The organism is Variovorax sp. HW608 (assembly GCF_900090195.1).
Lineage (GTDB): Bacteria > Pseudomonadota > Gammaproteobacteria > Burkholderiales > Burkholderiaceae_C > Variovorax.
The window spans coordinates 3,102,844-3,124,643 of sequence record NZ_LT607803.1; the positions used below are offsets into that span (position 1 = coordinate 3,102,844).

Annotated in this window: 20 protein-coding genes; 8 read left to right on the forward strand and 12 right to left on the reverse strand. The window is 66.7% G+C overall.

Features of this window, described 5'->3' with window-relative positions:
- Nucleotides 1–6: 6 nt before the first annotated feature.
- The 9 genes from VAR608DRAFT_RS14515 to VAR608DRAFT_RS14560 form a co-directional block, all read right to left on the reverse strand.
- Nucleotides 7–765 (reverse strand): anti-sigma factor, encoded by a 759-nt coding sequence (locus VAR608DRAFT_RS14515; RefSeq protein WP_088954691.1) that lies wholly within the window; start codon nucleotides 763–765, stop codon nucleotides 7–9.
- 88 nt (nucleotides 766–853) lie between these two features.
- Nucleotides 854–1,432, reverse strand: coding sequence for an RNA polymerase sigma factor (locus tag VAR608DRAFT_RS14520; protein WP_088954692.1), 579 nt, complete (start codon nucleotides 1,430–1,432; stop codon nucleotides 854–856).
- A gap of 153 nt (nucleotides 1,433–1,585) precedes the next feature.
- Nucleotides 1,586–2,383 carry a class I SAM-dependent methyltransferase gene (locus VAR608DRAFT_RS14525; RefSeq protein ID WP_088958791.1) on the reverse strand — a complete coding sequence of 266 codons (798 nt, stop codon included), beginning with the start codon at nucleotides 2,381–2,383 and terminating at the stop codon, nucleotides 1,586–1,588.
- A gap of 93 nt (nucleotides 2,384–2,476) precedes the next feature.
- Nucleotides 2,477–3,172: a c-type cytochrome gene (locus VAR608DRAFT_RS14530; RefSeq protein WP_157730963.1), complete on the reverse strand. Its 696-nt coding sequence runs from the start codon at nucleotides 3,170–3,172 to the stop codon at nucleotides 2,477–2,479.
- A gap of 126 nt (nucleotides 3,173–3,298) precedes the next feature.
- The gene (locus VAR608DRAFT_RS14535) at nucleotides 3,299–3,637 is read right to left on the reverse strand and encodes a copper-binding protein (RefSeq protein WP_088954693.1); all 339 of its coding nucleotides are present in this window, start codon (nucleotides 3,635–3,637) and stop codon (nucleotides 3,299–3,301) included.
- A gap of 17 nt (nucleotides 3,638–3,654) precedes the next feature.
- Nucleotides 3,655–6,837 carry an efflux RND transporter permease subunit gene (locus tag VAR608DRAFT_RS14540; protein WP_088954694.1) on the reverse strand — a complete coding sequence of 1,061 codons (3,183 nt, stop codon included), beginning with the start codon at nucleotides 6,835–6,837 and terminating at the stop codon, nucleotides 3,655–3,657.
- Nucleotides 6,834–8,321 (reverse strand): efflux RND transporter periplasmic adaptor subunit, encoded by a 1,488-nt coding sequence (locus VAR608DRAFT_RS14545; protein ID WP_088954695.1) that lies wholly within the window; start codon nucleotides 8,319–8,321, stop codon nucleotides 6,834–6,836. Before VAR608DRAFT_RS14545 ends, VAR608DRAFT_RS14540 begins: the two co-directional genes overlap by 4 nt.
- Nucleotides 8,318–9,598 (reverse strand): TolC family protein, encoded by a 1,281-nt coding sequence (locus VAR608DRAFT_RS14550; RefSeq protein ID WP_231973515.1) that lies wholly within the window; start codon nucleotides 9,596–9,598, stop codon nucleotides 8,318–8,320. Before VAR608DRAFT_RS14550 ends, VAR608DRAFT_RS14545 begins: the two co-directional genes overlap by 4 nt.
- A 303-nt stretch (nucleotides 9,599–9,901) precedes the next feature.
- Entirely contained in the window at nucleotides 9,902–10,363 is a 462-nt protein-coding gene (locus VAR608DRAFT_RS14560) for a tripartite tricarboxylate transporter substrate-binding protein (RefSeq protein WP_157730965.1), read from the reverse strand.
- A 286-nt stretch (nucleotides 10,364–10,649) separates the two neighbouring features.
- Here VAR608DRAFT_RS14560 and VAR608DRAFT_RS14565 point away from each other — a divergent pair, with 286 nt between their 5' ends.
- The gene (locus VAR608DRAFT_RS14565; RefSeq protein ID WP_088954699.1) at nucleotides 10,650–12,470 is read left to right on the forward strand and encodes an acyl-CoA dehydrogenase; all 1,821 of its coding nucleotides are present in this window, start codon (nucleotides 10,650–10,652) and stop codon (nucleotides 12,468–12,470) included.
- A gap of 24 nt (nucleotides 12,471–12,494) precedes the next feature.
- Here the strand turns inward: VAR608DRAFT_RS14565 and VAR608DRAFT_RS14570 are convergent, their stop codons facing one another.
- On the reverse strand, nucleotides 12,495–12,872 hold the full coding sequence (locus tag VAR608DRAFT_RS14570) for a RidA family protein (RefSeq protein WP_088954700.1): 378 nt from the start codon (nucleotides 12,870–12,872) through the stop codon (nucleotides 12,495–12,497).
- Nucleotides 12,873–13,187: 315 nt separating this feature from the next.
- Between VAR608DRAFT_RS14570 and VAR608DRAFT_RS14575 the strand changes: the two genes are divergently transcribed.
- Nucleotides 13,188–13,403, forward strand: a complete 216-nt coding sequence (locus tag VAR608DRAFT_RS14575; protein ID WP_088954701.1) for a hypothetical protein — start codon at nucleotides 13,188–13,190, stop codon at nucleotides 13,401–13,403.
- Between the two features lie 10 nt (nucleotides 13,404–13,413).
- Here the strand turns inward: VAR608DRAFT_RS14575 and VAR608DRAFT_RS14580 are convergent, their stop codons facing one another.
- The gene (locus tag VAR608DRAFT_RS14580; RefSeq protein ID WP_088954702.1) at nucleotides 13,414–14,970 is read right to left on the reverse strand and encodes a long-chain-fatty-acid--CoA ligase; all 1,557 of its coding nucleotides are present in this window, start codon (nucleotides 14,968–14,970) and stop codon (nucleotides 13,414–13,416) included.
- Between VAR608DRAFT_RS14580 and VAR608DRAFT_RS37050 the strand changes: the two genes are divergently transcribed.
- The 4 genes from VAR608DRAFT_RS37050 to VAR608DRAFT_RS38545 all read left to right on the forward strand — a co-directional run bounded on the left by VAR608DRAFT_RS37050 (nucleotide 14,948) and on the right by VAR608DRAFT_RS38545 (nucleotide 18,073).
- A complete protein-coding gene (locus tag VAR608DRAFT_RS37050; protein WP_157730967.1) occupies nucleotides 14,948–15,280 on the forward strand; it encodes a hypothetical protein in 333 nt (110 codons plus the stop codon). The genes VAR608DRAFT_RS14580 and VAR608DRAFT_RS37050 overlap by 23 nt on opposite strands.
- Before the next feature lie 122 nt (nucleotides 15,281–15,402).
- Nucleotides 15,403–16,395, forward strand: coding sequence for an ABC transporter substrate-binding protein (locus VAR608DRAFT_RS14585; RefSeq protein ID WP_157730969.1), 993 nt, complete (start codon nucleotides 15,403–15,405; stop codon nucleotides 16,393–16,395).
- 313 nt (nucleotides 16,396–16,708) lie between these two features.
- Complete coding sequence (locus tag VAR608DRAFT_RS14590; protein ID WP_088954704.1) at nucleotides 16,709–17,479, forward strand: DUF2092 domain-containing protein; 771 nt, start codon at nucleotides 16,709–16,711, stop codon at nucleotides 17,477–17,479.
- Nucleotides 17,480–17,752: 273 nt separating this feature from the next.
- Complete coding sequence (locus VAR608DRAFT_RS38545; protein ID WP_443082936.1) at nucleotides 17,753–18,073, forward strand: hypothetical protein; 321 nt, start codon at nucleotides 17,753–17,755, stop codon at nucleotides 18,071–18,073.
- Here VAR608DRAFT_RS38545 and VAR608DRAFT_RS14600 read toward each other — a convergent pair.
- A complete protein-coding gene (locus tag VAR608DRAFT_RS14600; protein ID WP_088954706.1) occupies nucleotides 18,057–18,941 on the reverse strand; it encodes a LysR substrate-binding domain-containing protein in 885 nt (294 codons plus the stop codon). The two genes, VAR608DRAFT_RS38545 and VAR608DRAFT_RS14600, sit on opposite strands and share 17 nt — an antisense overlap.
- A gap of 107 nt (nucleotides 18,942–19,048) precedes the next feature.
- On the opposite strand from VAR608DRAFT_RS14600, the gene VAR608DRAFT_RS14605 reads away from it, so the two are divergent.
- Both VAR608DRAFT_RS14605 and VAR608DRAFT_RS14610 read left to right on the forward strand, forming a co-directional pair.
- Nucleotides 19,049–20,764 carry an acyl-CoA dehydrogenase family protein gene (locus tag VAR608DRAFT_RS14605; RefSeq protein WP_088954707.1) on the forward strand — a complete coding sequence of 572 codons (1,716 nt, stop codon included), beginning with the start codon at nucleotides 19,049–19,051 and terminating at the stop codon, nucleotides 20,762–20,764.
- 33 nt (nucleotides 20,765–20,797) lie between these two features.
- The gene (locus VAR608DRAFT_RS14610; protein ID WP_088954708.1) at nucleotides 20,798–21,775 is read left to right on the forward strand and encodes a Bug family tripartite tricarboxylate transporter substrate binding protein; all 978 of its coding nucleotides are present in this window, start codon (nucleotides 20,798–20,800) and stop codon (nucleotides 21,773–21,775) included.
- Nucleotides 21,776–21,800: the final 25 nt, after the last annotated feature.

Sequence of the window (21,800 nt, forward strand, 5' to 3'; positions counted from 1 at the left end):
TGTTCGTCAGAGCGTCTTCTCGACCAGTGGCCCTTTGAACAGGACCGGCCCGGTCGGGCCGCGTTCGCCCGACACGCCGCCCTTGGGTTCGAGACTGATCGCAAGCGCCGGCGCCTGCCGCAGCGACTGCACATCCACCGGCAGCCGCATGCCGGGCCCGGAGGGGTCCAGCACGCCCAGCGATTGCGGCGTGCGGCCCGGCGGAAGCGCCCAGAGCTGCAGCGAGCGGTCCGCTGCCTCGCGATAGCTGCCCACGCGCTGCAGCGTCAGTTGGCCGCTGCGTGGATCGAAGGTCACCAGCATCGAGGGCGCGGCGCCTTCGTCGGCCAGCACGGCGACGTACTGCACCGGCCGGATGCCCTGCGCCTCGCGCCACCACTGGCTGGCAAGGAAGCCCGCCAACAGCGTGGCGCACAAGCCCAGGACGGCGGCCCCGCGCCACAGCGGCAGGCTCGCCCACCACCCCGGAGCAGCCGAGGGGGCCTGCGCGGATGGCTTCGATGGCTGGAATGACATTCGCTCGCGCTGAAGCTCGCCATCCACCAAATTGCGAATGCGCGTCCACACCACGGGCGACGGCTCGACCGTCGGCGCGAGTTCGACGAAGCCGGCCAGCCGTTCCTGCCACAGCAGCGCACTGGCGCGCACCGATGCCTGTTCGCGGGCAAGCGACTCGAACCGCCGCCGCGCTCCCCCCCTGAGGGTGCCCAGGGCATAGCCGGCGGAAAGGAGCGCCAGCAGGCGGAGGTTGGATGCGATGTTCATGCAGGGCTCCTGACGTTCGCACCGCGGCTCATTGGACTACCCTCGCGCAGCGGCGCTTCGGGATTCGCCTTCGGAACGGCCCGGCGGCTCATGCAGCGCGCTCCATGCAGGCCCGGAGCTTGTCGAGCCCGCGCCGGATCCAGGTCTTGATGGTGCCCAGCGGTTGGCCCAGACGCTCGGCCAGCTCGCTGTGGCTGAGCTCGCGCATGTAGGCCAGCGACAGCGCCTCGCGTTGTGCCGGCGCGAGCTGCTGCAGGCACTGGTGCAGCAGCAATGCCTGCTCGCTGGCATCGGCCAGTTCCTGCGGGCCGGGTTGGGTCGCCGGCAAGGTCTCTGCGAGCACCTCGTCGAAATCCTGGGTGCGGCCCGCCCCCTCGGCCCGCTGGCGCCGAAGCAGATCCAGCGCGCGGCTGCGCACGATGAGCCCCATCCAGGCCATCGGCGGACTGAGCGAAGCGCGGTATTCCGGCGCCGAGCGCCAGATGGTGAGAAACGCGTCCTGCAGGACGTCCTCGGCCCATTCCGTCTGGCGCACCGCGCGAAGCGCCAGCCCGTACAAGCGGCCGGAGGTGCGCTGGTAGAGGGATTGCAGGGCCGTCGCATCCCGGCTCGCGAGGCGATCGAGCAGGGCCATGAGTTCGTCGTCGGGAGTGACGCCAGCGGGCATTGGGTGATTGTGGGCGAGGTTGCGACATCCCCTCAATACGCCTCGAACGCCTTCGTGGATTCCCGCCAAAGCTTCGCGAAGAATCCTTCGCGACGCGCCTCATTCGGTGGCGCGACCACCGCTCGAACACTTCGGGGAGTTCCTCGGCCAGCCTCAGCGTTTCGTGGCCCGTGTCATGAGGTAGTGCTGGCGCACCAGGTTGTCCTCGAGATGGCGGCCCAGGAACTCCTCCAGCTCCGAGCGGAAGGCCGCAAGCCGGGCCGGATCGTCCTGCAGCGCGGCCACCAGCTTCACCACGGGGCCCGCGGTCTCCTCGAAGGTCTTGCGGTAGTGCTGCGGACTCAGCGTGGGATAGATCATCACGTCGCGGTCGAAGCGGATGTCGCTCACAGCCTCGCCCAGGCGCTGGCGCACGATGTTCGGGTCGCCCCACTGCGGCGGCGGCGCGGCGCCGGGAGGCGGCGGCACGTACTTGCCCACGAGGGCGAACATTTGCCCTATGAAGTGCTCCGGCGGCCAGGTGGAGAAGGCGATGGTGCCGCCCGGCTTGAGCACGCGCAGCATCTCCGCGACAGCCACCTCGGGGCGCGGCGCGAAGATGTGGCCGAACTGGCTGAGAACCACGTCGAAGGCGCCGTCCTCGTAAGGCAGGGCCTCGACATCGCCTTCCGTGAAGTCGATCTCGACCTGTGCCAGGGCCGCATGGCACCTGCCGTGCTCGATCAGCGCAGGTGAGAGATCGAGGGCGCAGACCTTGGCGCCCTGGCGCGCCGCGGTGAGCGCCGCCACGCCGGTGCCGCAGCCGACGTCCAGCACCCGCTGCCCAGCGCGAACGCCGGCGTGCTTCACGAGCCGCGCGGCGGGAATGGTGGTCACCGCCTCGAGCGGTGCAAACAGGGCCCAGCCTTCGCGCTGGACGGACTTCAGCTGGGCAAAGGGATCGTCTGCCACGGCGCATGCCTCCTTGCGCTGCACGGAAACAGGGGAAGGAAATTCAAGACCCCGGGTGGGCAACTGTCAAGCTGGGACTGCGAAGCACTGGCTCTAGCTGCAGTCCTCGGTAATGGCGCGCGAGATCTCGGCGGGCGCCGCGAACACGATGGAAAAGCGATCGCCGCGCATGCCGGAGCCGATGATGACCGGGACGCCCGCGCGCGGCCCGTTGGCGCTGGAATCAGTCTTGATCCGCAGGTTGTATTCCCAGATTCGATCAGTCTTGCCGTTGCGCCTTTGCACGGTATAGGTGTCGCGGCAGTGGCGGATCGATGCCACCTGCGCATCTGCACCGGCTTGTCGCAAGTCGGCGGGTTCATTGGCCCCCATCATCCCGCCGCGAGCCACGCCCTGCGGAGCAGGAGCCTTGCCTTCGGACACAGCATGGAGATACGCGACGAGGTCCGTCCTTGCCTGCGCATCTCGAATGCCAGGGAACGCCATGGCATTGCCAGGCACCACGCTTTGCGGATCGGCCAGCCAAGCCTGCAGGGTCTTGTCGTTCCAAACGATTCCAGATCGCTTCAATGCATCGGAGTAGCGAAGGAAGCCGTCGACTGTGCCGGCACGGCGGCCCCAGACGTTGGCCAACGATGGACCGGTCAGGTTCCGTGTCGGTTGAATCGAGTGGCATGAAGCACAGATCTGGAAGACGCCGGCACCGCGGACTGCATTCCCCTCCGCGTGAGCGGCCTGACCGAGGAAGAGAAGAGTGAAGGGCAGGCAAAGCAGGCTCAGCGGCTTCATTTGCTTTCCTTTCGCCGGACGTTTTCGTCCGATCTCATTGTGCCGAATAGTCAATCACCCATCTTCCGCCCAGCCACCTCGGCCGGCAGCGAGCGATGCGAGCAACTTTCACGCAACCGGCGTGCGTCATTTCCCGACCACGAGTTCAGTAACCGTGGCCTTTCCCTTGAGCATCTCGGCCTGGAACCTGACCTTGTCGCCAACTTTCAAGCCTGCGAGCATCTTTCTGTCGGCGACATCGAATCCCATCGTCATCGCGGGCATGGCAAGGTTCGGGATGTCGCCGTGGCGAAGGACGATCAGTCCTTGCTCAAGGTCGACCTTGCGGACCTCTCCATCGACCAACGGCATTGCGGTCGCCGATGCCGCGGCCGAAGGCCTCATGGGCGAAGAAATGCCCTGGGCGCTGACACTGGTCGAGAAGGCGGCTAGCGCGAGGACTGCGACAGGAAGTTGGCTTTTCATGGATGGAACCCTTTCATTCAATGAGGACTAGAGAGCTGGCTCACCCGCAGGTTCGCCGATAGCTTGTTGATGTTCGGGGGCGCCAAGCGCCGGCGACGGATGAGGTACCAGGCAGCCGGGACGACCAGCATGCTCAGCAAAGGCGCGGTGACCATGCCGCCCACCATGGGCGCCGCGATACGCTCCATGACCTCGGCGCCCGCGCCTTCGCCCAGCAACATCGGAATGAGGCCCGCCAGGACGATGGCGACGGTCATGGCCTTCGGCCGCACCCGCAGTACCGCGCCTTCGCGAACAGCCGCAAGCAGCGTCTCGTGGTTGTCCGGCTCGCCGGCAGCAAGACGCCGCTTCCTTGCGTTCTCGAGGTAGACCAGCATCACCACGCCGAACTCCGCGGCCACGCCGGCCAGTGCGATGAACCCCACCGCGGTCGCGACCGATATCGAGTGACCGAGCAACCACACGAGCCAGAAGCCGCCAACAAGCGAGAACGGTACAGCGGCCATCACCAGGGCCGCCTCGGCGGCATTGCGAAACAGCAGGTACAGCAGCACGAAGATGACCGCGAGCGTGGCTGGCACGACGACCTTCAGGCGTTCCGTCGCACGCTCGAGGTACTCGAACTGGCCCGACCAGGACACCGCGTAGCCGGCGGGCATGGGCACTTCATCGCGTAGCGCGATCTGCATGTCGTGCACGACCGATCGGAGGTCCCGCCCGCGAACGTCGACGTAGACCCAGCCCGACAGCCGCGCATTCTCGCTGCGCAGCATCGGCGGCCCTTCCTCGATGCCCACTCGCGCGACCTCCCGCAGCAGCAGCTGTGCCCCCTTGTCCGTCAGGAATGGCAGGTTCCGCAGGCGTTCGAGGGAATCCCGAATCTCACGCGGATAGCGGACGTTGATGGGGAAGCGCTCGCGGCCGCTGACGACCTCGCCGACGTTGTCCCCACCGATGGCGGTCGAAACGATGGCCTGCACATCGGCCACGGACAGACCGTAGCGGGCCGCGGCGGCGCGGTCGACTTCCACATCGATGTACCGGCCGCCGGTCAATCGCTCGGCCAAGGCCGATGACACGCCCGGAACCTTCCTGACGACAGCTTCGATCTGCGTCGTGAGTCGGTCGATGGTCGCGAGGTCCGCCCCGGCGACCTTGATGCCCACGGGACTCTTGATGCCCGTGGCGAGCATGTCGATGCGGTTGCGAATCGGCGGCACCCACACGTTCGAAAGGCCGGGCACCTTCACCACCCGGTCGAGTTCCTCGACGAGCCGGTCAGGCGTCATTCCGGCGCGCCACTGCCCGCGGGGCTTGAACTGGATGGTGGTCTCGAACATCTCGAGAGGCGCCGGGTCCGTCGCCGAGTCGGCGCGCCCCGCCTTGCCGAACACGCTCTCGACCTCCGGCACGGTCTTGATGAGGCGATCCGTCTGCTGCAGGAGCTCGGTCGCCTTCGACACCGAAAGACCAGGCAGTGCGGACGGCATGTACAGCAGATCACCCTCGTCCAGCGGCGGCATGAACTCCCCGCCCAGGCGCGTCAGTGGAATCAGGGTCAATGCGAGGACGAAGCCGGCGGCGGCCAGCGTCGTCCTTGGATACCGCAACACCGCCTCCAGCGCCGGGCGATAGGCGGCCATGAGAAAGCGGTTCAAAGGATTGGCCGTCTCGCGGGGGATGCGGCCGCGCACGAGGTAGCCCATGAGCACCGTCACCAATGTGACGGAAAGTGCCGCAGCGGCCGCCATCGTGTAGGTCTTCGTGAAGGCGAGCGGCGCAAACAGTCGCCCCTCCTGGGCTTCCAGCGTGAACACCGGCAGGAACGACAGCGTGATGACCAGCAGCGAGAAGAACAGCGCCGGGCCGACTTCGACAGAGGCGTCGGTCACGAGCGACCACCGCTCGGCGACCGTGGGCCGGCGACCGTGGTGCTGCTCGAACTCCTCGATGCGTTTGTGCGCTGCCTCCAGCAGGACCACGACCCCGTCGAGCGCTGCACCGAGCGCGAGGGCGATGCCAGCCAGCGAAAGGATGTTCGCATTCAGTCCTTGCCAGCGCATGACCACGAAGGCGGCCCCGACGGCGACGGGCAGCGCGATGACCGCCACCAGCGCCGAACGCAGGTGAAACAGGAAGATGGCGCAAACGACCGCGACGGCGACGAACTCCTCCGTCAACTTCAGCTTGAGGTTGTCGATGGACCGGTCGATGAGCTTGGAACGGTCGTAGGTCTCGACGACTTCGACGCCTTCCGGCAGGCTCGGCTTCAGCGCGGCAAGCTTGTCCTTGACCGCATCGATGGTCGTGCGCGCGTTCTTGCCGGAGCGCATGACCACAACGCCTCCCGCCACCTCGCCCTCGCCGTTCAACTCGGCGATTCCCCGGCGCATCTCCGGGCCGACTTGCACGGTGGCGACATCGCGCAGAAGCACCGGTGTCGCACCGGCCACGGTCAAGGGAATGCCGCGGAATTCGTCCAGCGATTTCAGGAAGCCACGCGAGCGAACCATGTACTCGGATTCGGCCATCTCGACCACCGAGCCGCCGGAGGCCTGGTTCGCCTTCTTCAGCGCCTCCGTCACCATGCCTTGGGTGACGTTCAAGGCCCGCATGCGGTCCGGGTCCAGCACGACCTGGTACTGACGAACCATGCCGCCGATGCTTGCGACCTCGGCGACCTCCGGAACGGTCTTCAACTCGAACTTGAGGAACCAGTCATTGAGGGCGCGAAGCTGGCCAAGGTCGGTCTTTCCGGAGCGGTCCACCAATGCGTACTCGTAGACCCAGCCGACGCCCGTGGCGTCCGGACCCAACGCCGCATTGGCACCTGCCGGCAGACGGCCCTGCACCTGGTTGAGGTACTCGACCACCCGTGACCGGGCCCAGTAGGGGTCCGTCCTGTCGTCGAAGAGCACATAGACGAACGAATCGCCGAAGAACGAATAGCCCCGCACCGTCTTCGCGCCAGGGACGCTCAGCATCGTCGTGGTCAGCGGATAGGTCACCAGGTCCTCGACCACCTGCGGCGGCTTGCCCGGATACGTCGTGCGGACGATGACCTGCGTGTCGCTCAGGTCGGGCAGTGCATCCACGGGCGTGTGTGCCACCGACCAGACGGCCGCGGCGACCAGAAACGCCGTCGCCATGAGCACGAGGAACCGGTTCGCAACCGACCAGCGGATGACGGCGGCTATCACTTGGCACCCCCGGTCCGTTGCACGGAGACCAGTTCCCAGTCCATCGGACCTCCCTTCCTGAACTCGAAGCGCACCGCGTCGCCGGGCTTGACGTCCGCAAAAGCCGCCGCGTCCGCCTTTCCGAAGCCCATCGTCATCGCCGGCCACTTGAGCTCGGGAACTGGGCCGTGCGAGATGGTGATGCTGTCCGATTCAACGCTCTCGACCTTGCCCTCGGCGCGGTAGGCGGCCGGGCTCGCGGTCGCGGCGCCAGCGTTTGCGGCGGCCATGGCGCCGAGGACGGACTTCAAGCGGGCTTCGGAGTCGATGAGGAACTGGCCGCTCACGACCACTTCCTCGCCTTCACGCAAGCCATCGAGCACTTCGAGCTGGTCGCCGAGATCCGCACCGAGCTTCACCTCGCGCGGCTCGAACGAGCCTGCGTCCTTTCGCACGATGATGACTGCGCGCGTGCCGGTGCGGATGACGGCCTCCGCTGGAACAACGAGGCGCGAGGATCCGGGTGCCGCGACATGCAGCCGCAGAAGCATCCCCGGAGTCAATTGGCCATCCTTGTTGTCGACCTCGAACCGGGCTTGCAGCGTGCGCGTACTCGCATTCACCTGCGGAAGAAGCTCCTTCAATTCGCCGGTGAAGCTCCTCGATGGGTCGGCCTGAAGAGATGCCGTGACTTTCTGACCCCTGGCGAGTCGCACCGCCTGCGCTTCGGGCACTTCCGCAACCGCCCAGACTTTCTCCAGGCCGGCGATGCGGAAGAGCGTTGTCCCCGGCGAAATGGCGACACCTTCGCGCACGCCGAGTTCGGCCACGACACCGCTGACTGGCGCACTCAGAGTGAATCTCGCTTGTGCCGTTGCGCGCGCCTCGGTCTGGCGGATGAGCGATTCCGGAATGGACATCGCGCGCATGCGGTCACGCGCAGCCGCAACGATGTCTGGCGCGACGCCGGCGCGCTTCAGCGCCAGGAGTTCGTTCTGCGGCCCGAGCCACTCCGGGGCAAAGATGGTGGCGAGCGGCTGCCCCTTGCGCACCAGTTCCATCGGTGCCCGAACGGCCAGTTGCTCGACATAGCCGGCAACTCGCGTCTGCACCGCGACGTTCAGGCGCTCGTCGAACTGCACGGTTCCGATGGCATCGAACGACGGCGAGACTTCAGCCCTTGTGGCCGCTGCCGTCCGGATGCCGAGGTTCTGCTGGACCGTCGGGCTGACCTTGACCCCGGTGTCACCCGTCTCGTCCGCATAGACGGGAACCAGTTGCATATCCATGAACGGTGATTTGCCCGGCTTGTCGAAACGTGGGCCGGGCACCATGGGGTCGTGCCAGTAGAGAACCTTGCGCTCGCCCGATGAGGGGACTGCAGTGGCCATCGCGAACGCCGAGGGAGATGCGCCGTCGTGCGTGGAGCGGCCGAGGTAGAAGCTCCCCATTGCGAGAACGGCGGCGCCAACGGCGAGCGACGCGACGAGGGTTGAGCGCTTCATTGGACGTCTCCCTGGGCCAGCGGCTTGAAAGAAAGTTGGGCCTGCACCTTGGCCAAATCACGCTGCAGCGACAGCAGCTTGCGCTCGGCTTCGACTTCTGCGTGCCGCGCCTCGAAAAGGCTCGAGAGCGGCGCGTCGTTGGAGCGGTAGGCCGCAGTGGCCGCGGCCGTTCGTTGCAGCGCCGGCGCGACGACCGAGGCCCGGTAGCGCACGATGCGCTGCTTCAGACGCTCGGCATCGCTGCTGAACGCCGAGTACTCGGCCGATGCAGCGCGCGACCCTTCTGCCAGCGCAGCCTCGGCCTTGTCGACCAACGCCATCTTGGAGGCGGTCTCGCGGTCCTGTCTCTGCGCAGGCGAAATCTGGAGCGGAATGCTGACGCCGACCGTCACCATGTCCGAATAGTTGGTCCGCTGGCCATAGGAAAGCTCCCAAGTCCAGTTGGGGGTGCGCTCCTTGGCCGCGACAGCCGCGTTCTGGCGCGCGACCTCCACATCCCGTTGCAGGCTGACCACTGCCGGATGCCGGAGAACGTAGGCCTGTTCGTCGACCACGCCGAGGCTGGCTACAGGCTCAAGGACGTCCGGTCGGAAGCCGACCCACCTCTGCAGCGCGACGAGGGCCGCGGCCTGCTGCTGCCGGGCCTCTTCACTCTCGTCTTCAGCCATGCCTCTGGCGGCGCTGAGTTGCAGCGCCTCGGCGCTTGCGCCCTTCGCAGCCGCGAGGCGGGCACGTGCGGCTTCGAATTCTTCATGCAGGTGATGCTCCGTCTGACTCGTGAGCTTGAGTGCCGCGTCCGCGTACCACGCATCGAGGTAGGCCGAGGCAGCCTGCAGGCGTGCCTCGGCCTCGGCAACGTTCGCCTGGACAGCCTCGCGCTCGGCCACCGCTCGGGCGGCGCTTGCACGAGCGGCCCGCTTGTCGGTCGACAGCCATTCCTGGCTGATGCCGACGCGCTTCATGGTCATGGAATCGCGCGTGGTGCTGAAGCGATCGGGGCCGGTGACGGGCAGGTTTTCGATGCCCGCCCGCAGCATCGGGTCCGGCAACTGCCCTGCAGCCTGGGCGAACTCGCTGGCACTCATCGCGGCAGCGCGGCCGGCGCGGGCAGCTTCAGAACGCTGGACAGCCAGCTTCAGCGCCTGGTCAAAGGAAAGCGTTTGTGCAACGGCAAATGCCGGCAGGATGGCGGCAGTCAGTGCGACTGCGCGCAGGGTTGTTGTTCGCATGGGAACTCCGTGGACAAGCGAGGTGCCGCTGATGCACGCGATCCGCACCAGCGCCGGTCAGTCGACGGAGTGATTCAGACTCGGAGTCTGAGCGTGGACAGGAAGACGGGGGCTGGCGGCGGCCGCGCCTCGGGGGTCGCCGCCACGGGCACGGCACCGGCCACTTGAGCCCCGAGCACCAGAGGCAGTACGAACTCCTGCACGACTGCAGGGAGCGAAACCGAGGGGAGCTTGACCGCTTCAATGACCTTCCCGGGATCGGCAGCATGCTGCTGGCACAGCACAGGCTGTTGCTCGTCCATGCCCGTGCACGGCTCGCTGCCAGCCATCATCCCGGCCATGGCTTCCGAATCAGCCTGCCCTGGGCAGACGTACGCGGCCAATGCCAGCTGCGCGAACAGCAGCGATAGCACCATGACAAGCGTGGTGCCGAAGCGATGGAATTGGCGGCGCGACATGGGCGAGACTTGGAGCGGCTAGTGTATTCCCCGCGCCGAACGCGATGCCGGCGGCCTTGTTGAATTGCAGTCCAAGCAGGTGCGACATCGTTCCCGCGTTGTAGGAGGCATAGCTCACCTTGCCGGGCTGGGTCTTCGCGTACGAGACCAGTTGCCGGAGGTCCTTGGCAGGTACCGAAGGCGCGCCGACAAGGACCAGCCCGGTGCGGGCGATCTCCGCCACCGGCTTGACCTCCTGGGCCATGTCGACGCGCAGCTTGACGATATGGGGGACTTCGCTGACCAGCGAGTTGACGGCCACGAGCACCGTGTAGCCATCGTGCGGCGCCCGCGTCAGTTCATGGACGGCGATCACGCCGGCAGCGCACCGGGCGGCCGCGAAACTCCTCAACGCTCGACAGCAGGCGTGATCGCGCTACCAGATGCACGGGCGCGCGCCTGACCGAACGGCGGCAATGGGGGTTGTACTTCATTGCGCGACCCACGCGTGAGCCTTGGACGTGTGCAAATCCATCGACGGGCCGTTAGCCCCCCTCCGCGAAGGAGGGGGCGTCCAACCGGTCCGCCACCCAGAATTCCGTGTCGCCAACGTGCAGCACCGCGCGTCGAGCCAATCATCACGAACATTCAAGGACTCCACCATGACCTACCAGGCGCCCGTCAAAGACATGCTGTTCTGCATGACCGAACTGGCCGGCATCGAGCGAATCGCCGCCCTGCCCGGCTTCGAGGAAGCCGGCATCGATACTGCGCAGGCCGTGCTGGAGGAATGCGCGCGCTTCACCGAAGGCGTGGTCGCGCCGCTCAACGCCACGGGCGACAAGCAGCCTTCGTGGTGGCAGGACGGCCGCGTCACCACCACGCCGGGCTTCGCCGATGCCTACCGGCAGTTCGGCGAGGGCGGCTGGCAGGGCCTGCAGCACCCCGCCGAATTCGGCGGGCAGGCGCTGCCCAGGACCATCTCGGCCGCCTGCGCCGAAATGCTCAACAGCGCCAACCTGAGTTTCGCGCTGTGCGCGATCCTGACCGACGGCGCCATCGAGGCGCTGCTGACGGCCGGATCGCAGGCCCTGAAAGAGCTGTACCTGCCGCGCATGATCTCGGGCGAATGGACCGGCACCATGAACCTGACCGAGCCGCAGGCCGGCAGTGATCTCGCGCTGGTGCGCACCCGGGCCGAACCGCAGGAGGGCGGCACGTACAAGGTGTTCGGCACCAAGATCTTCATCACCTACGGCGACCATGACATGGCGCAGAACATCGTCCATCTCGTGCTCGCGCGCCTGCCCGGCGCACCTGAAGGCGTGAAGGGCATCTCGCTGTTCGTGGTGCCGAAGTTCCTCGTGAACGCCGACGGCACGCTCGGCGAACGCAACGACGTGCAGTGCGTGAGCATCGAGCACAAGCTCGGCATCAAGGCGAGCCCGACGGCCGTGCTGCAATTCGGCGATGGCACGGCGGGGAGCATCGCGGACCACGCCGGTCCCGGTGCCATCGGCTACCTGGTCGGCGAGGAGAACCGCGGCCTCGAGTACATGTTCGTGATGATGAACGCGGCTCGCTTTGCGGTGGGCCTGCAGGGCATCGCGGTGGCCGAGCGCGCCCGCCAGCTCGCCGCGGCCTACGCACGCGAGCGTGTGCAGTCGCGCCCGGTGGACGGGTCGCTGCCCGGCGCGGCGCCGATCATTCACCACCCGGACGTGCAGCGGATGCTGCTCACGATGCGCGCCCAGACCGAAGGCTGCCGCGCGCTCGCCATTGCGGCAGCGGCGGCCGCCGATGCCGCGCATGCGCATCCCGAGGCTGACGTGCGCCGCCGCGAGCAGGCGCTCTACGAGTTCCTGGTGCCGCTGGTGAAGGGCTACTCGACCGAGATGAGCCTGGAGGTCACGAGCCTGGGCGTGCAGGTGCACGGCGGCATGGGATTCATCGAGGAGACCGGCGCCGCGCAGCACTACCGAGACGCGCGCATCCTGACCATCTACGAGGGCACCACTGCGATCCAGGCCAACGATCTCGTGGGCCGCAAGACGGTGCGCGACGGTGGTGCCGTGGCGCGCGCGTTTGCCGGGGAGATCGCGGCCGTGGAGGCCAAGTTGCGACAGCGCGACAGCGAGGCCGCACAGACCTTGGCCCAGCGCCTGGCGGTGGGCCGCGAGGCCTTCCTCGAGGTCGTCGACTGGGTGCTGGCGCGCTTCAAGCCGGACCCCAACGCCGTGTTCGCCGGCTCGGTGCCCTACCTCCTGCTCACCGGCAACCTGGCCGCGGGCTGGCAAATGGGGCGCGCGCTGCTGGCGGCCGAAGACCGGCTCGCGGCAGGCGACGATCCGGCGTTCATGCGCAGCAAGATCACCGTGGCGCGCTTCTATGCCGACCACATCCTGACCCGCGTGCCGGGCCTGCGCGACAGCATCGTCGCGGGCTCGGAAGCGGTCGTGGAGATGGCACTCGAAGACTTCTGAGCACGTCTGCCGACGGCGAAGGGTTCAAGGCTTATAGGCAACGGCCTCGATTTCCACCTTGGTGCCGACCATGTTCTTCGCCTGCATCGTCGAACGTGACGGCTTGTTCTCCTTGAAGAACTCCGCGTAGACACGATTGAAGTCATCGAAGTCCCGGGCGTCTTCGAGCCAGACGGTTGTCTTCACGACGTCCTCCAGCGTGCAGCCCGCGAGCTCGAGGACATGGGCGACGTTCTTCAACGTCTGGCGTGCATGAGCCTCGATCCCGCCGGCGACGATGCTGCCGCCTTCGTCTCTGGCGACCTGACCGGATACGAACACAAAGCCGCCGGCCTTGGTTGCCTGTGAGCGTGGCAAGGTTCGCGTGCCGGGATTGCTCTCCGCAAAGTACTCGATGGTCATTTGAGTCACCTCCGAAAACCAGTGTGGCCCTGGAACGGCCGATGATCAAGGACGCACGCCACGCACTGTCTGCAATGAGCTATTCAGGCAACCCCGCCTTGTGAAGGCCGACGTAGAAGCGGTCGCGTTCGGCCCAGAACTGCGGGTTCCTCGATGCTTCTGTCGCACGCAGGCTCCTGATGGTGTGGCCAGGAATGATCTGCTCATAGCGCGCAAGCAGCTTTCGGCGAGATTTCGGCGTTCATTGCGAGTTCTTTCGGCGCAAACGCGGCGGTGACTTCTATCGTATTCCTCCCGGATCCACAAGGAGTTGCCATGATCAACGCGGATGCAACCGGCGCGCTCGGCCGCCCCCAGGGCCTGCTCCGAAAGGGCTGGAAACCAGGCGCGTGGGCGATTGCCCTCTTCCTGGCCTGGCTGGCACTGTTGGCGGTGCCATTGATCGGGTTGTACAACCTCGACGCGTTTGCCCCCATGGCCGCGGAGGTTCAGCCGAAGCCCTGGATGCCGATCTATTCGCCAATCATTTGAGGTAATGACCTCAGACGATCTGGCGCTCTCGTCCTTCCCAATAGGGCTTGCGCAAGTCCTTCTTCAGGATCTTGCCGGTCGGATTCCGGGGCAGCGCGGCAACGACGTCGACGGACTTCGGACACTTGAACGGCGCCAGCCGCTGTCGACAGTAGTCAAGGATGTCATCGACGTCGATGGCGCGGCCGGGCGCTGCGACGACCACCGCCTTGGGGACCTCGCCCCACTTCTCGTCCGGCACGCCAATCACGGCGACGTCGTCGATGCACGGATGCTCGACCAGCACCCGCTCGATCTCGGCCGGATAGATGTTCTCGCCGCCGCTGATGATCATGTCCTTGATCCGGTCGGTGACGTACAGGTACCCGTCGGCGTCCATGTGGCCGCCGTCGCCCGAGCGCAGCCAGCCGTCCGCCGTGAAGGCCGCGGCAGTCGCTTCGGGCTTGTGCCAGTAGCCACTCATGCGTTGCTCGCTTCGGATCCAGATTTCGCCGGGCTGCCCGGTTGGGACAGGCTCACCGGTGCCTGGCTCGCAGATCTTGATTTCCACGCCGTGGATCGCCTTGCCCGCCGACACCAGCCGGTGGGCCACCGACGGGTCCATGTGGTCCGCCACGCCGAGCACGCTGACCACGCCGCATTCCTCGGTCATGCCGTAGACCTGTTGCATCACGCCGGGAAAAAGCGCGAGGGAGGCGCGCATCACCGGCAGCGGCATCGGCGAGGCTCCGTACGACAGTCTCTTCAAGGCCGAATAGTCGCGCCCGGCGGCGCCTGGGACCTTGTTGACCATGGCCAGCAGTGCGGGCACCAGGAAGGTGTGGGTGATCTTCTCGGCTTCCAGCATGTCCAGCACCGCCGCCGGATCGGGCAGCCGCAGCATCGCGATCCGGGCGCCCTGGCTGATCGCCACCAGCGAGTAGCTCGTGCCGCCGACGTGGTACAGCGGCATCGCGACCTGAGCCTTCGCGTCGGGGCCCATTTCCTGGTCGAGTGCGACATTGCGCGCGTGCGCGAGCATTCCGCGATGCGTGAGCATCGCGCCCTTCGGAAAGCCGGTCGTGCCCGAGGTATAGAGCTGCACGAAGCAGTCGTCGGGCTGGGCGGAACAGGGTTCGGCGTCGGGCTCTTGCGCCGCAAGCCACGCCTCGTACTCGTCATCGGGGCCGCCGATGCGGATCACCCGCTCGACCGTCGGCAGTTGCGCGCGAAGCTGTTCGACAGCCCCCGCGAACTCCGGTCCGACGAAGAGAAGACGGGCCTCGGCGTCGTTGATCACATACACCATCTCCGGCGGCGCGAGCCTGAAATTGACAATGGCATTGGCCGTGCCGACCTGCGCACAGGCCAGCGTGAGCTCCAGACACGACGGATGGTTGAAGTCGAGCACGGCGATCCGCTCGCCGGGGCGCAGCCCCGCCGCCCGCTGGGCCGCCGCATTCCGGCGGACGCGCGCCGCCAGTTCGCGCCAGGTCCACTTGGATCCACCGAAGGTGATCGCCGTCGCATCGGGTCGCTGCGCCTCCCAATGGGCAAGGACTGCGGTGAAATCGGTCAGCGTGGTCATGCAATCTCCTCGTTCGCGTGAGCGGCACGTCGTCGGCCTGTTGGCGCACTGCGTGATTCTGCAAACCCGGGGGCAGGCGCTGAAGCGGGCGAACCCGAAGGCGACGGGTGGGGTCGCCGACTGGAGCGGTGTTGGCTGCGATACGGCCGCGCATGTGCGCAAACGTCCGGATAGACGCGTGGCGAACAAGAGCCCACCATTGCTGCCGATTTGCGCGCACCCTGCCGGGATCGCTGCTCTGGGTCGCGAGCGGATGTTCGCGCGACTGGAAGACGCCGTGGCAAAGTTTGAAGCGTCCACCAGGGCGTAGGGCGAGCCGCCGCGCACGTTGCGGCTCATCCGCCAGGCACCCCCAACGGGGGATGCCGGCGATCAAGTGATGCACTAAACTGATTGACGGGAAGTATTCTCCGCGCCCAAGGGAGTCCGACCTTGCATCAGATCGATCGTCGAACGGTCATGCTCTTTGCAGTAGGCAGCTTGCTGGCGGCACCATTCGACAGCTCCCCTCAGACACCGGCGAAGATCTGGCGAATTGGTTTCTTGTCCGGCGGCGCACGTCCGGCAGATGACGCGTTGCCCGCTGCGCTGCGACAGGCGCTCCAGGAACTCGGCTACGTCGTCGACAAGAACGTGACCTATACGGGTCGTTGGGCGGAAGCCCAATTCGAGCAACTGCCCGGAATGGCCGCGGATCTCGTGCGCCTTCAGGTTGATCTGCTGCTCACAGTGGGCGCTCCGGCTGCCCAGGCTGCCAAAGATGCGACCTCGACGATCCCCATCGTTTTCATCGCGCCAGGCGACGCGGAAGGGCTTGGTCTGATCACGAGCATGGCGCGGCCGGGAGGGAACGTGACCGGCATCACCGACATGGCCACCGAACTGAGTGCCAAGAGGCTCGAGTTCCTCACGCAGGCGGTGCCGAGCGCGACGCATGTCGCGATTCTCTGGAATGCCGGCGATCGGGCGATGACGCTGCGCTACAAGGAGGTCGAGAAAGCGGCAAGCCTCCTGCACATTACCGTTCATCCTCTCGGAGTGCACAACCCCGAAGAGATCGACGATGCCCTCTCCACGATGACGCAGGTGCACCCCGACGCGTGCTTCGTGGTTTCGGATTCGCTCACGAACCTCAATCGCAAGCAGATCCTCGACTTCGTCGCGGCACAACACATCCCGGCGATGTACGAGTATGGATACTATGTCCGAGACGGCGGCTTGATGTCCTACGGTCCGAACATGGACGACATGTATCGTCGCGCGGCGAACTACATCGACAAGATTCTCAAGGGAGCGAGCCCGGGCGACCTGCCGGTGGAGCAGCCGACGAGGTATTACCTGCTCGTAAACCGCAAGACCGCGGAGAAACTCGATCTGACGATTCCAACGCAATTGCTGCTGCGCGCGGACGAGGTGATTCGATAGTCGAACGCGCACCTCGCCGGGTGCAACGCTTCCAGCGCTGAAGCCTTGCTGGGGATAACCGGAAAGGCAATGGTGTCATTGCTCCCGCCAGGCAGCTGGCAAGTTTCGAATAGGGGACACGAGCACAGACTCGCGCGAAAAGACCTCGCAAAGTTTGCGCAGGCCTACTATCTTTAGCGGTGCTCCAACGCTTTCCGCACTCCACGCCCGAGTGCCGGGCTCGCGCAAGCTGACCGCACGGGCCAAGGGCGTGCTGGTGTTTCCGTCGGTCTTGTCTCGGCATGAATCCATCCACCTCATTGGAGGAGTCACGATGAAACTCGCACGACGCCTGACGGCCGTACTGACCCTGTCGGTGATGACTTCACTCGCCGGTGCCCAGCAGAGTGCACCGACGGCCGCGGCCCCGCCGGCCGCCAATCCCGTCGACCCGGCTTCGATCCAGGCGCTCAAGGACATGGGCGCCTTCCTCCAGACGCTGGATCGGTTCCAGGCGAAGACCTCGCTGACGGGCGAGCGCGTCCTGAAGGACGGCCAGAAGCTGATGCACATGGCGTCGGCGACCGTGGATGCGCAGCGCCCGAACAAGCTGCGAGCGCGGATGTGGAGTGCACGCTCGGAGCGCGAACTCGTCTATGACGGGAAGACGGTGACCCTCTATGCGCCGGCCCAGAAGTACTACTCGGCGGTCGAGTTCTCGGAGCCCGTCAGCGCGCTCGTGGACAAGTTGGAGGAGCGCTACGGCGTCGAGATCCCCATGGCCGACCTGTTCACATGGGGCACGCCCGCAGCACCGGTCGACGCAATCGAGTCGGCGATGAACGCCGGCCAGGATTTCGTCGCGAACACGCTCTGCGACCACTATGCATTCCGCCAGGGCGGCTTTGATTGGCAGATATGGATTGCCACCGGCGCCCAGCCACTCCCGCGCAAAGTGGTGATCACCAACCTGGGCGACGAGGCGCGACCGCAATCCGTCAGCGTCATCGACTGGAATCTGAAGCCTGCGTTCAACGAGTCCACATTCAGGTTCGTTCCACCCCAAGGGGCAACCAGGATCGAGATCGTCCCTGTGAAGAGATAGGGGGATACGACCATGAACTCATTCAGCAAGATGCTTGTGGCTCCTCTGGCCGCCCTGATCTTTGGCGGTCTCGTACTGACTCCCGTGGCGCAGGCCGTGGGTGATCGCGGCGATCGCGGTGGCGGAGCACGCGCAAACGCAGGGGCTGGTGGCGCCCGTGCGAATGCGGCGGGTGGGGGCGCTCGGGCCGCAAATGCCGGTGGCGGCAGGCAGGCTGTTCAGGCCAACAGCAACAGGGCCGACGCACGGACCAATGAGGTTCGGAGTACCAGCGTGAACAACGTCAACAGCCGGAATACCAACGTCAATGCCAGTCGGAACACCACCGTCAACGCCAATCGCAACGTCAACGTCAATGTCAGCGGCAACAACTGCTGCGGGAACGGCTGGGACAATGACTATCACCCGGTCGCGGGCGCGATGGCTGTCGCGGGCGCTGTCGCGGTGACTTCCGCCGTGGTGGGCTCGATCGTGAATACCGTGCCGCCCAACTGCGTCCCGGTCAACTACGGCGGCATGGTGTATCAGCAATGCGGCAGCCAGTGGTACCAGCCGCAGGGCTCCCAGTACGTGGTGGTCAATCCGCCGTACTGACCTGCACCGTGCGCAGAAAGGCCTGCACCACCGCGTTCTCGGGCCCATCGCGCCACACGCAATACGACTCCGAGTGCGCGACCTGCTCCTCCAGCGGCCGGAAGACCGCGCCGCGCAGCGCCGAATGGTGCAGTGCGCTCGGAACCAGCGCGACGCCCATTCCCTGCGAGACCAGCGACACCACCGACAGCCAGTGGCGCACTTCATGCCGCACCTCGGGCCGGAAACCGGCATCCGCGCAGATGGCGAGGATGCGCTCGTGATAGTCGGGTGACACACTGCGCGAGAACAGCACGAAAGGCTCGTCGCGCAGGCTCGCCGCGGGCACGGTGCGCCGCCGCGCGAGGCGATGACCGACCGGCAGGCAGGCGACGAACGGTTCGGACACCAGCAGCGCATGCCGCAGCTCCGCCGGCATGCGGCTGGTGTGCACGAAGCCGAAGTCCAGCCGGTCATGCAGCAGCTCGGCGATCTGCTCGCTCGAATTGAGTTCGGCCAGCGTGACGCGCACCGCCGGGTGCTTCGCCTGGAACTTGCGCAGCGCCTGCGGCAGGCCGCGATACAGCATGGCGCCGACGAAGCCGATGCGCAGGCGCCCGGCCGAGCCTCGCGAGACATCCCGCGCCTCGAGCGCGGCCTCCTCGGCCTGCCGCAGCAAGGCACGCGCCGAGGTTTGCAGCGCATCGCCGGCCGGGGTCAGGCGCACCTCCTTGCTGTTGCGGTCGAACAGGCGCGCGCCGACGGATTCCTCCAGTTGCCGGATGGCGACGCTCAGCGGCGGCTGGGAGATCGAGAGCCGGCGCGCGGCGCGGCCGAAATGCAGTTCCTCGGCCAGCACGACGAAGTAGCGCAGGTGTCGCAGTTCCATGCGGCGCAGTCTCCCACGATAGGCAAATCGGATCAATCAAGACCTATTCGATATTGGACAAGAATCGCCCTGCCCTCGAACAATTCGCCCCTCAAAGGAGACGAGCCATGTCCAGCACCGCAGCGACGACCGGCGACACCGCCGCCCACCCCGTGCCCGACCGCCACGGTCAGAACCTCTTCACCACCGACACCGAGTTGCACAAGCTCATCGCGCTCTACCTGCCGCCCGATCTGGCGCGGCACATGCAGCCGCATTTCGAGCGCCTCGGCGCACTGGCCGGCGGCCCGCTCGACGACCTGGCGCAGACCGCCGACCGCAATCCCCCCACGCTCAAGCTGCGCACCCGCACCGGCATCGACGAGGAGAAGGTGGTCAAGCATCCGGCCTACGTCGAGATGGAACGCCTCGCGCTGAGCGAATTCGGCCTCGCCGCGATCTCGCACCGCGAAGAGACCCTGGGCTGGAAGGGCAAGATGCCGCCGCTGGTCAAGTACCTCCTGACCTATCTCTTCGTGCAGGCCGAGTTCGGCCTGTGCTGCCCGGTCTCGATGACCGATTCGCTCACCCGCACGCTCAAGAAGTTCGGCAGCCCCGAGCTGGTCGAGCGCTTCATCGGCCGCCTCACCTCGCTCGATTTCGACACGCTCGCGCAGGGCGCGATGTTCATGACCGAGCAGGCCGCCGGCTCCGACATCGCCGCCACGCTCACCCGCGCCTGGCAGGACGAGGCGGGCCAGTGGCGCCTCACCGGGGACAAGTGGTTCTGCTCCAACCCCGACGCCGATTTCGCGATGGTGCTGGCCCGCGCCGATGGTGCACCCGCGGGCATGAAGGGCGTGTCGCTGTTCCTGCTGCCGCGCCAGCTCGAGGACGGCAGCGCCAACCACTACCGCATCATCCGCCTCAAGGACAAGCTGGGCACGCGCTCGATGGCGAGCGGCGAGATCCGCCTCGAAGGCGCGGTGGCCTACCTCGTGGGCGAGCCGGGGCGCGGCTTCGTGCAGATGGCCGACATGGTCAACAACTCGCGCCTGTCGAACGGCGTGCGCGCCGCCGGCCTGATGCGCCGCGCGGTCGCCGAGGCCGAATACATCGCGAGCGAGCGCCGCGCCTTCGGCAAGCGCCTGGCTGACATGCCGCTGATGCAGCGCCAGCTCACCAAGCTGCGCCTGCCGGCCGAGCAGGCGCGCACGATGGTGTTCCAGACCGCGCTGGCGCTCGCGCGCTCGGACGCCGGCGACAAGGGCGCCTACCCGCTGCTGCGCATCCTCACGCCGCTCATCAAGTTCCGCGCCTGCCGCGATGCGCGCAAGGTCACGGGCGATGCGATGGAAGTGCGCGGCGGCTGCGGCTATATCGAGGAATGGTCCGATCCGCGCCTCCTGCGCGACGCACACCTGGGCTCGATCTGGGAAGGCACGAGCAACATCGTCGCGCTCGACGTGCTGCGCGCCATCAGGCGCGAGGACTCGCTGGCCGCACTGCAGGACCACTTCGGCATGCTGCTCGGCCAGGCCACCCTGGCGCCGGCCTTCGCGACCGCCCTGCGCGATGCGCTCGCCCGTGCCGCCGCGCTGGCCGCGACCGCCACGCAGGAAGGCGGCGACGTGATCGCACGCCAGGCGGCGTCCGCGCTCTATCACTCCTGCAGCGCGATCGCGATGGCCTGGGAAGGCTCGCGCACCGGCTCGGCGCAGCGCGTCGAATGGGCGCAGCTGGTGCTGCTGCATCGCGTGCTGCCGCGCGACCCGCTCACGCCCGACGCGGTGCCGGCCGACTGGGCCGCGAAGACGGCAGCCCCAAGGCTCGCCACCGCCTGAACACCGCAATCCAAAGATATAAGGAGACAACCCATGAAGAGATTCCTCGCCCCCCTTCTCATCGCCTGCGCCTCGGCACTGCCCATGGTGCCTGCGGCCCACGCGGAGAGCTTTCCCGACAAGACCCTGACGCTGGTCGTGCCCTTCCCGCCGGGCGGCCCGACCGACGCGATGGCGCGCACGCTCGCCGCCGAGATCAGGGACGTGATCGGCCAGACGATGATCGTGGAGAACCGCGGCGGCGCCGGCGGCAACATCGGCGCCGAGTACGTGGCGCGCGCACCGGCCGACGGCTATGTGCTGCTGTTCGGCACCTCGGGGCCGCTGGCGATCAATTCGAGCCTCTACCGCAAGATCAACTACGACCCGTCCAAGAGCTTCGCGCCGGTGATCCAGGTCGGCCACCTGCCCAACATCCTGGTCGTGAATCCCTCGGTGCCGGCCAAGAACGCCCAGGAGCTGATCGCCTACGCCAAGAGCCATCCGGGCAAGCTGAGCTACGCCTCGTCGGGCAACGGCGCCTCGTCGCACCTCGCGGGCGTGCTGTTCAACGGGATGGCGGGCGTGGACCTGCAGCACATTCCGTACAAGGGCACCGGGCCGGCGCTGACCGATCTGCTGGGCGGGCAGGTGAGCATGAGCTTCACCGACGTGCTCACCGCCATGCCCTATGTCAAGAGCGGCAAGCTGCGCGCCCTGGGCGTCACCACCGCCGGGCGCTCGCAGGCGCTGCCCGACGTGCCCACGCTCGCCGAGCAGGGCCTGAAGGGCTACGACGTGAGCGTGTTCTTCGGCATCGTCGCGCCGGCCGGCACGCCGCCGGAGCGTGTGAAGAAGCTCAACGAGGCCTTCGCGAAGGTGCTCGCATCGCCCAAGGTGAAGCAGCAGTTCGCGAGCCAGGGCCTCGAGCCCGCGCCGTCGACGTCGCCCGAAGCGCTCGCCAGGTTCATTCCCGCGCAGATGACCATGTGGGCCTCGGTCGTCAAGCAGTCCGGCGCGCAGCTCGACTGAGTTCTCCCAACAAGAAGCAGATCCC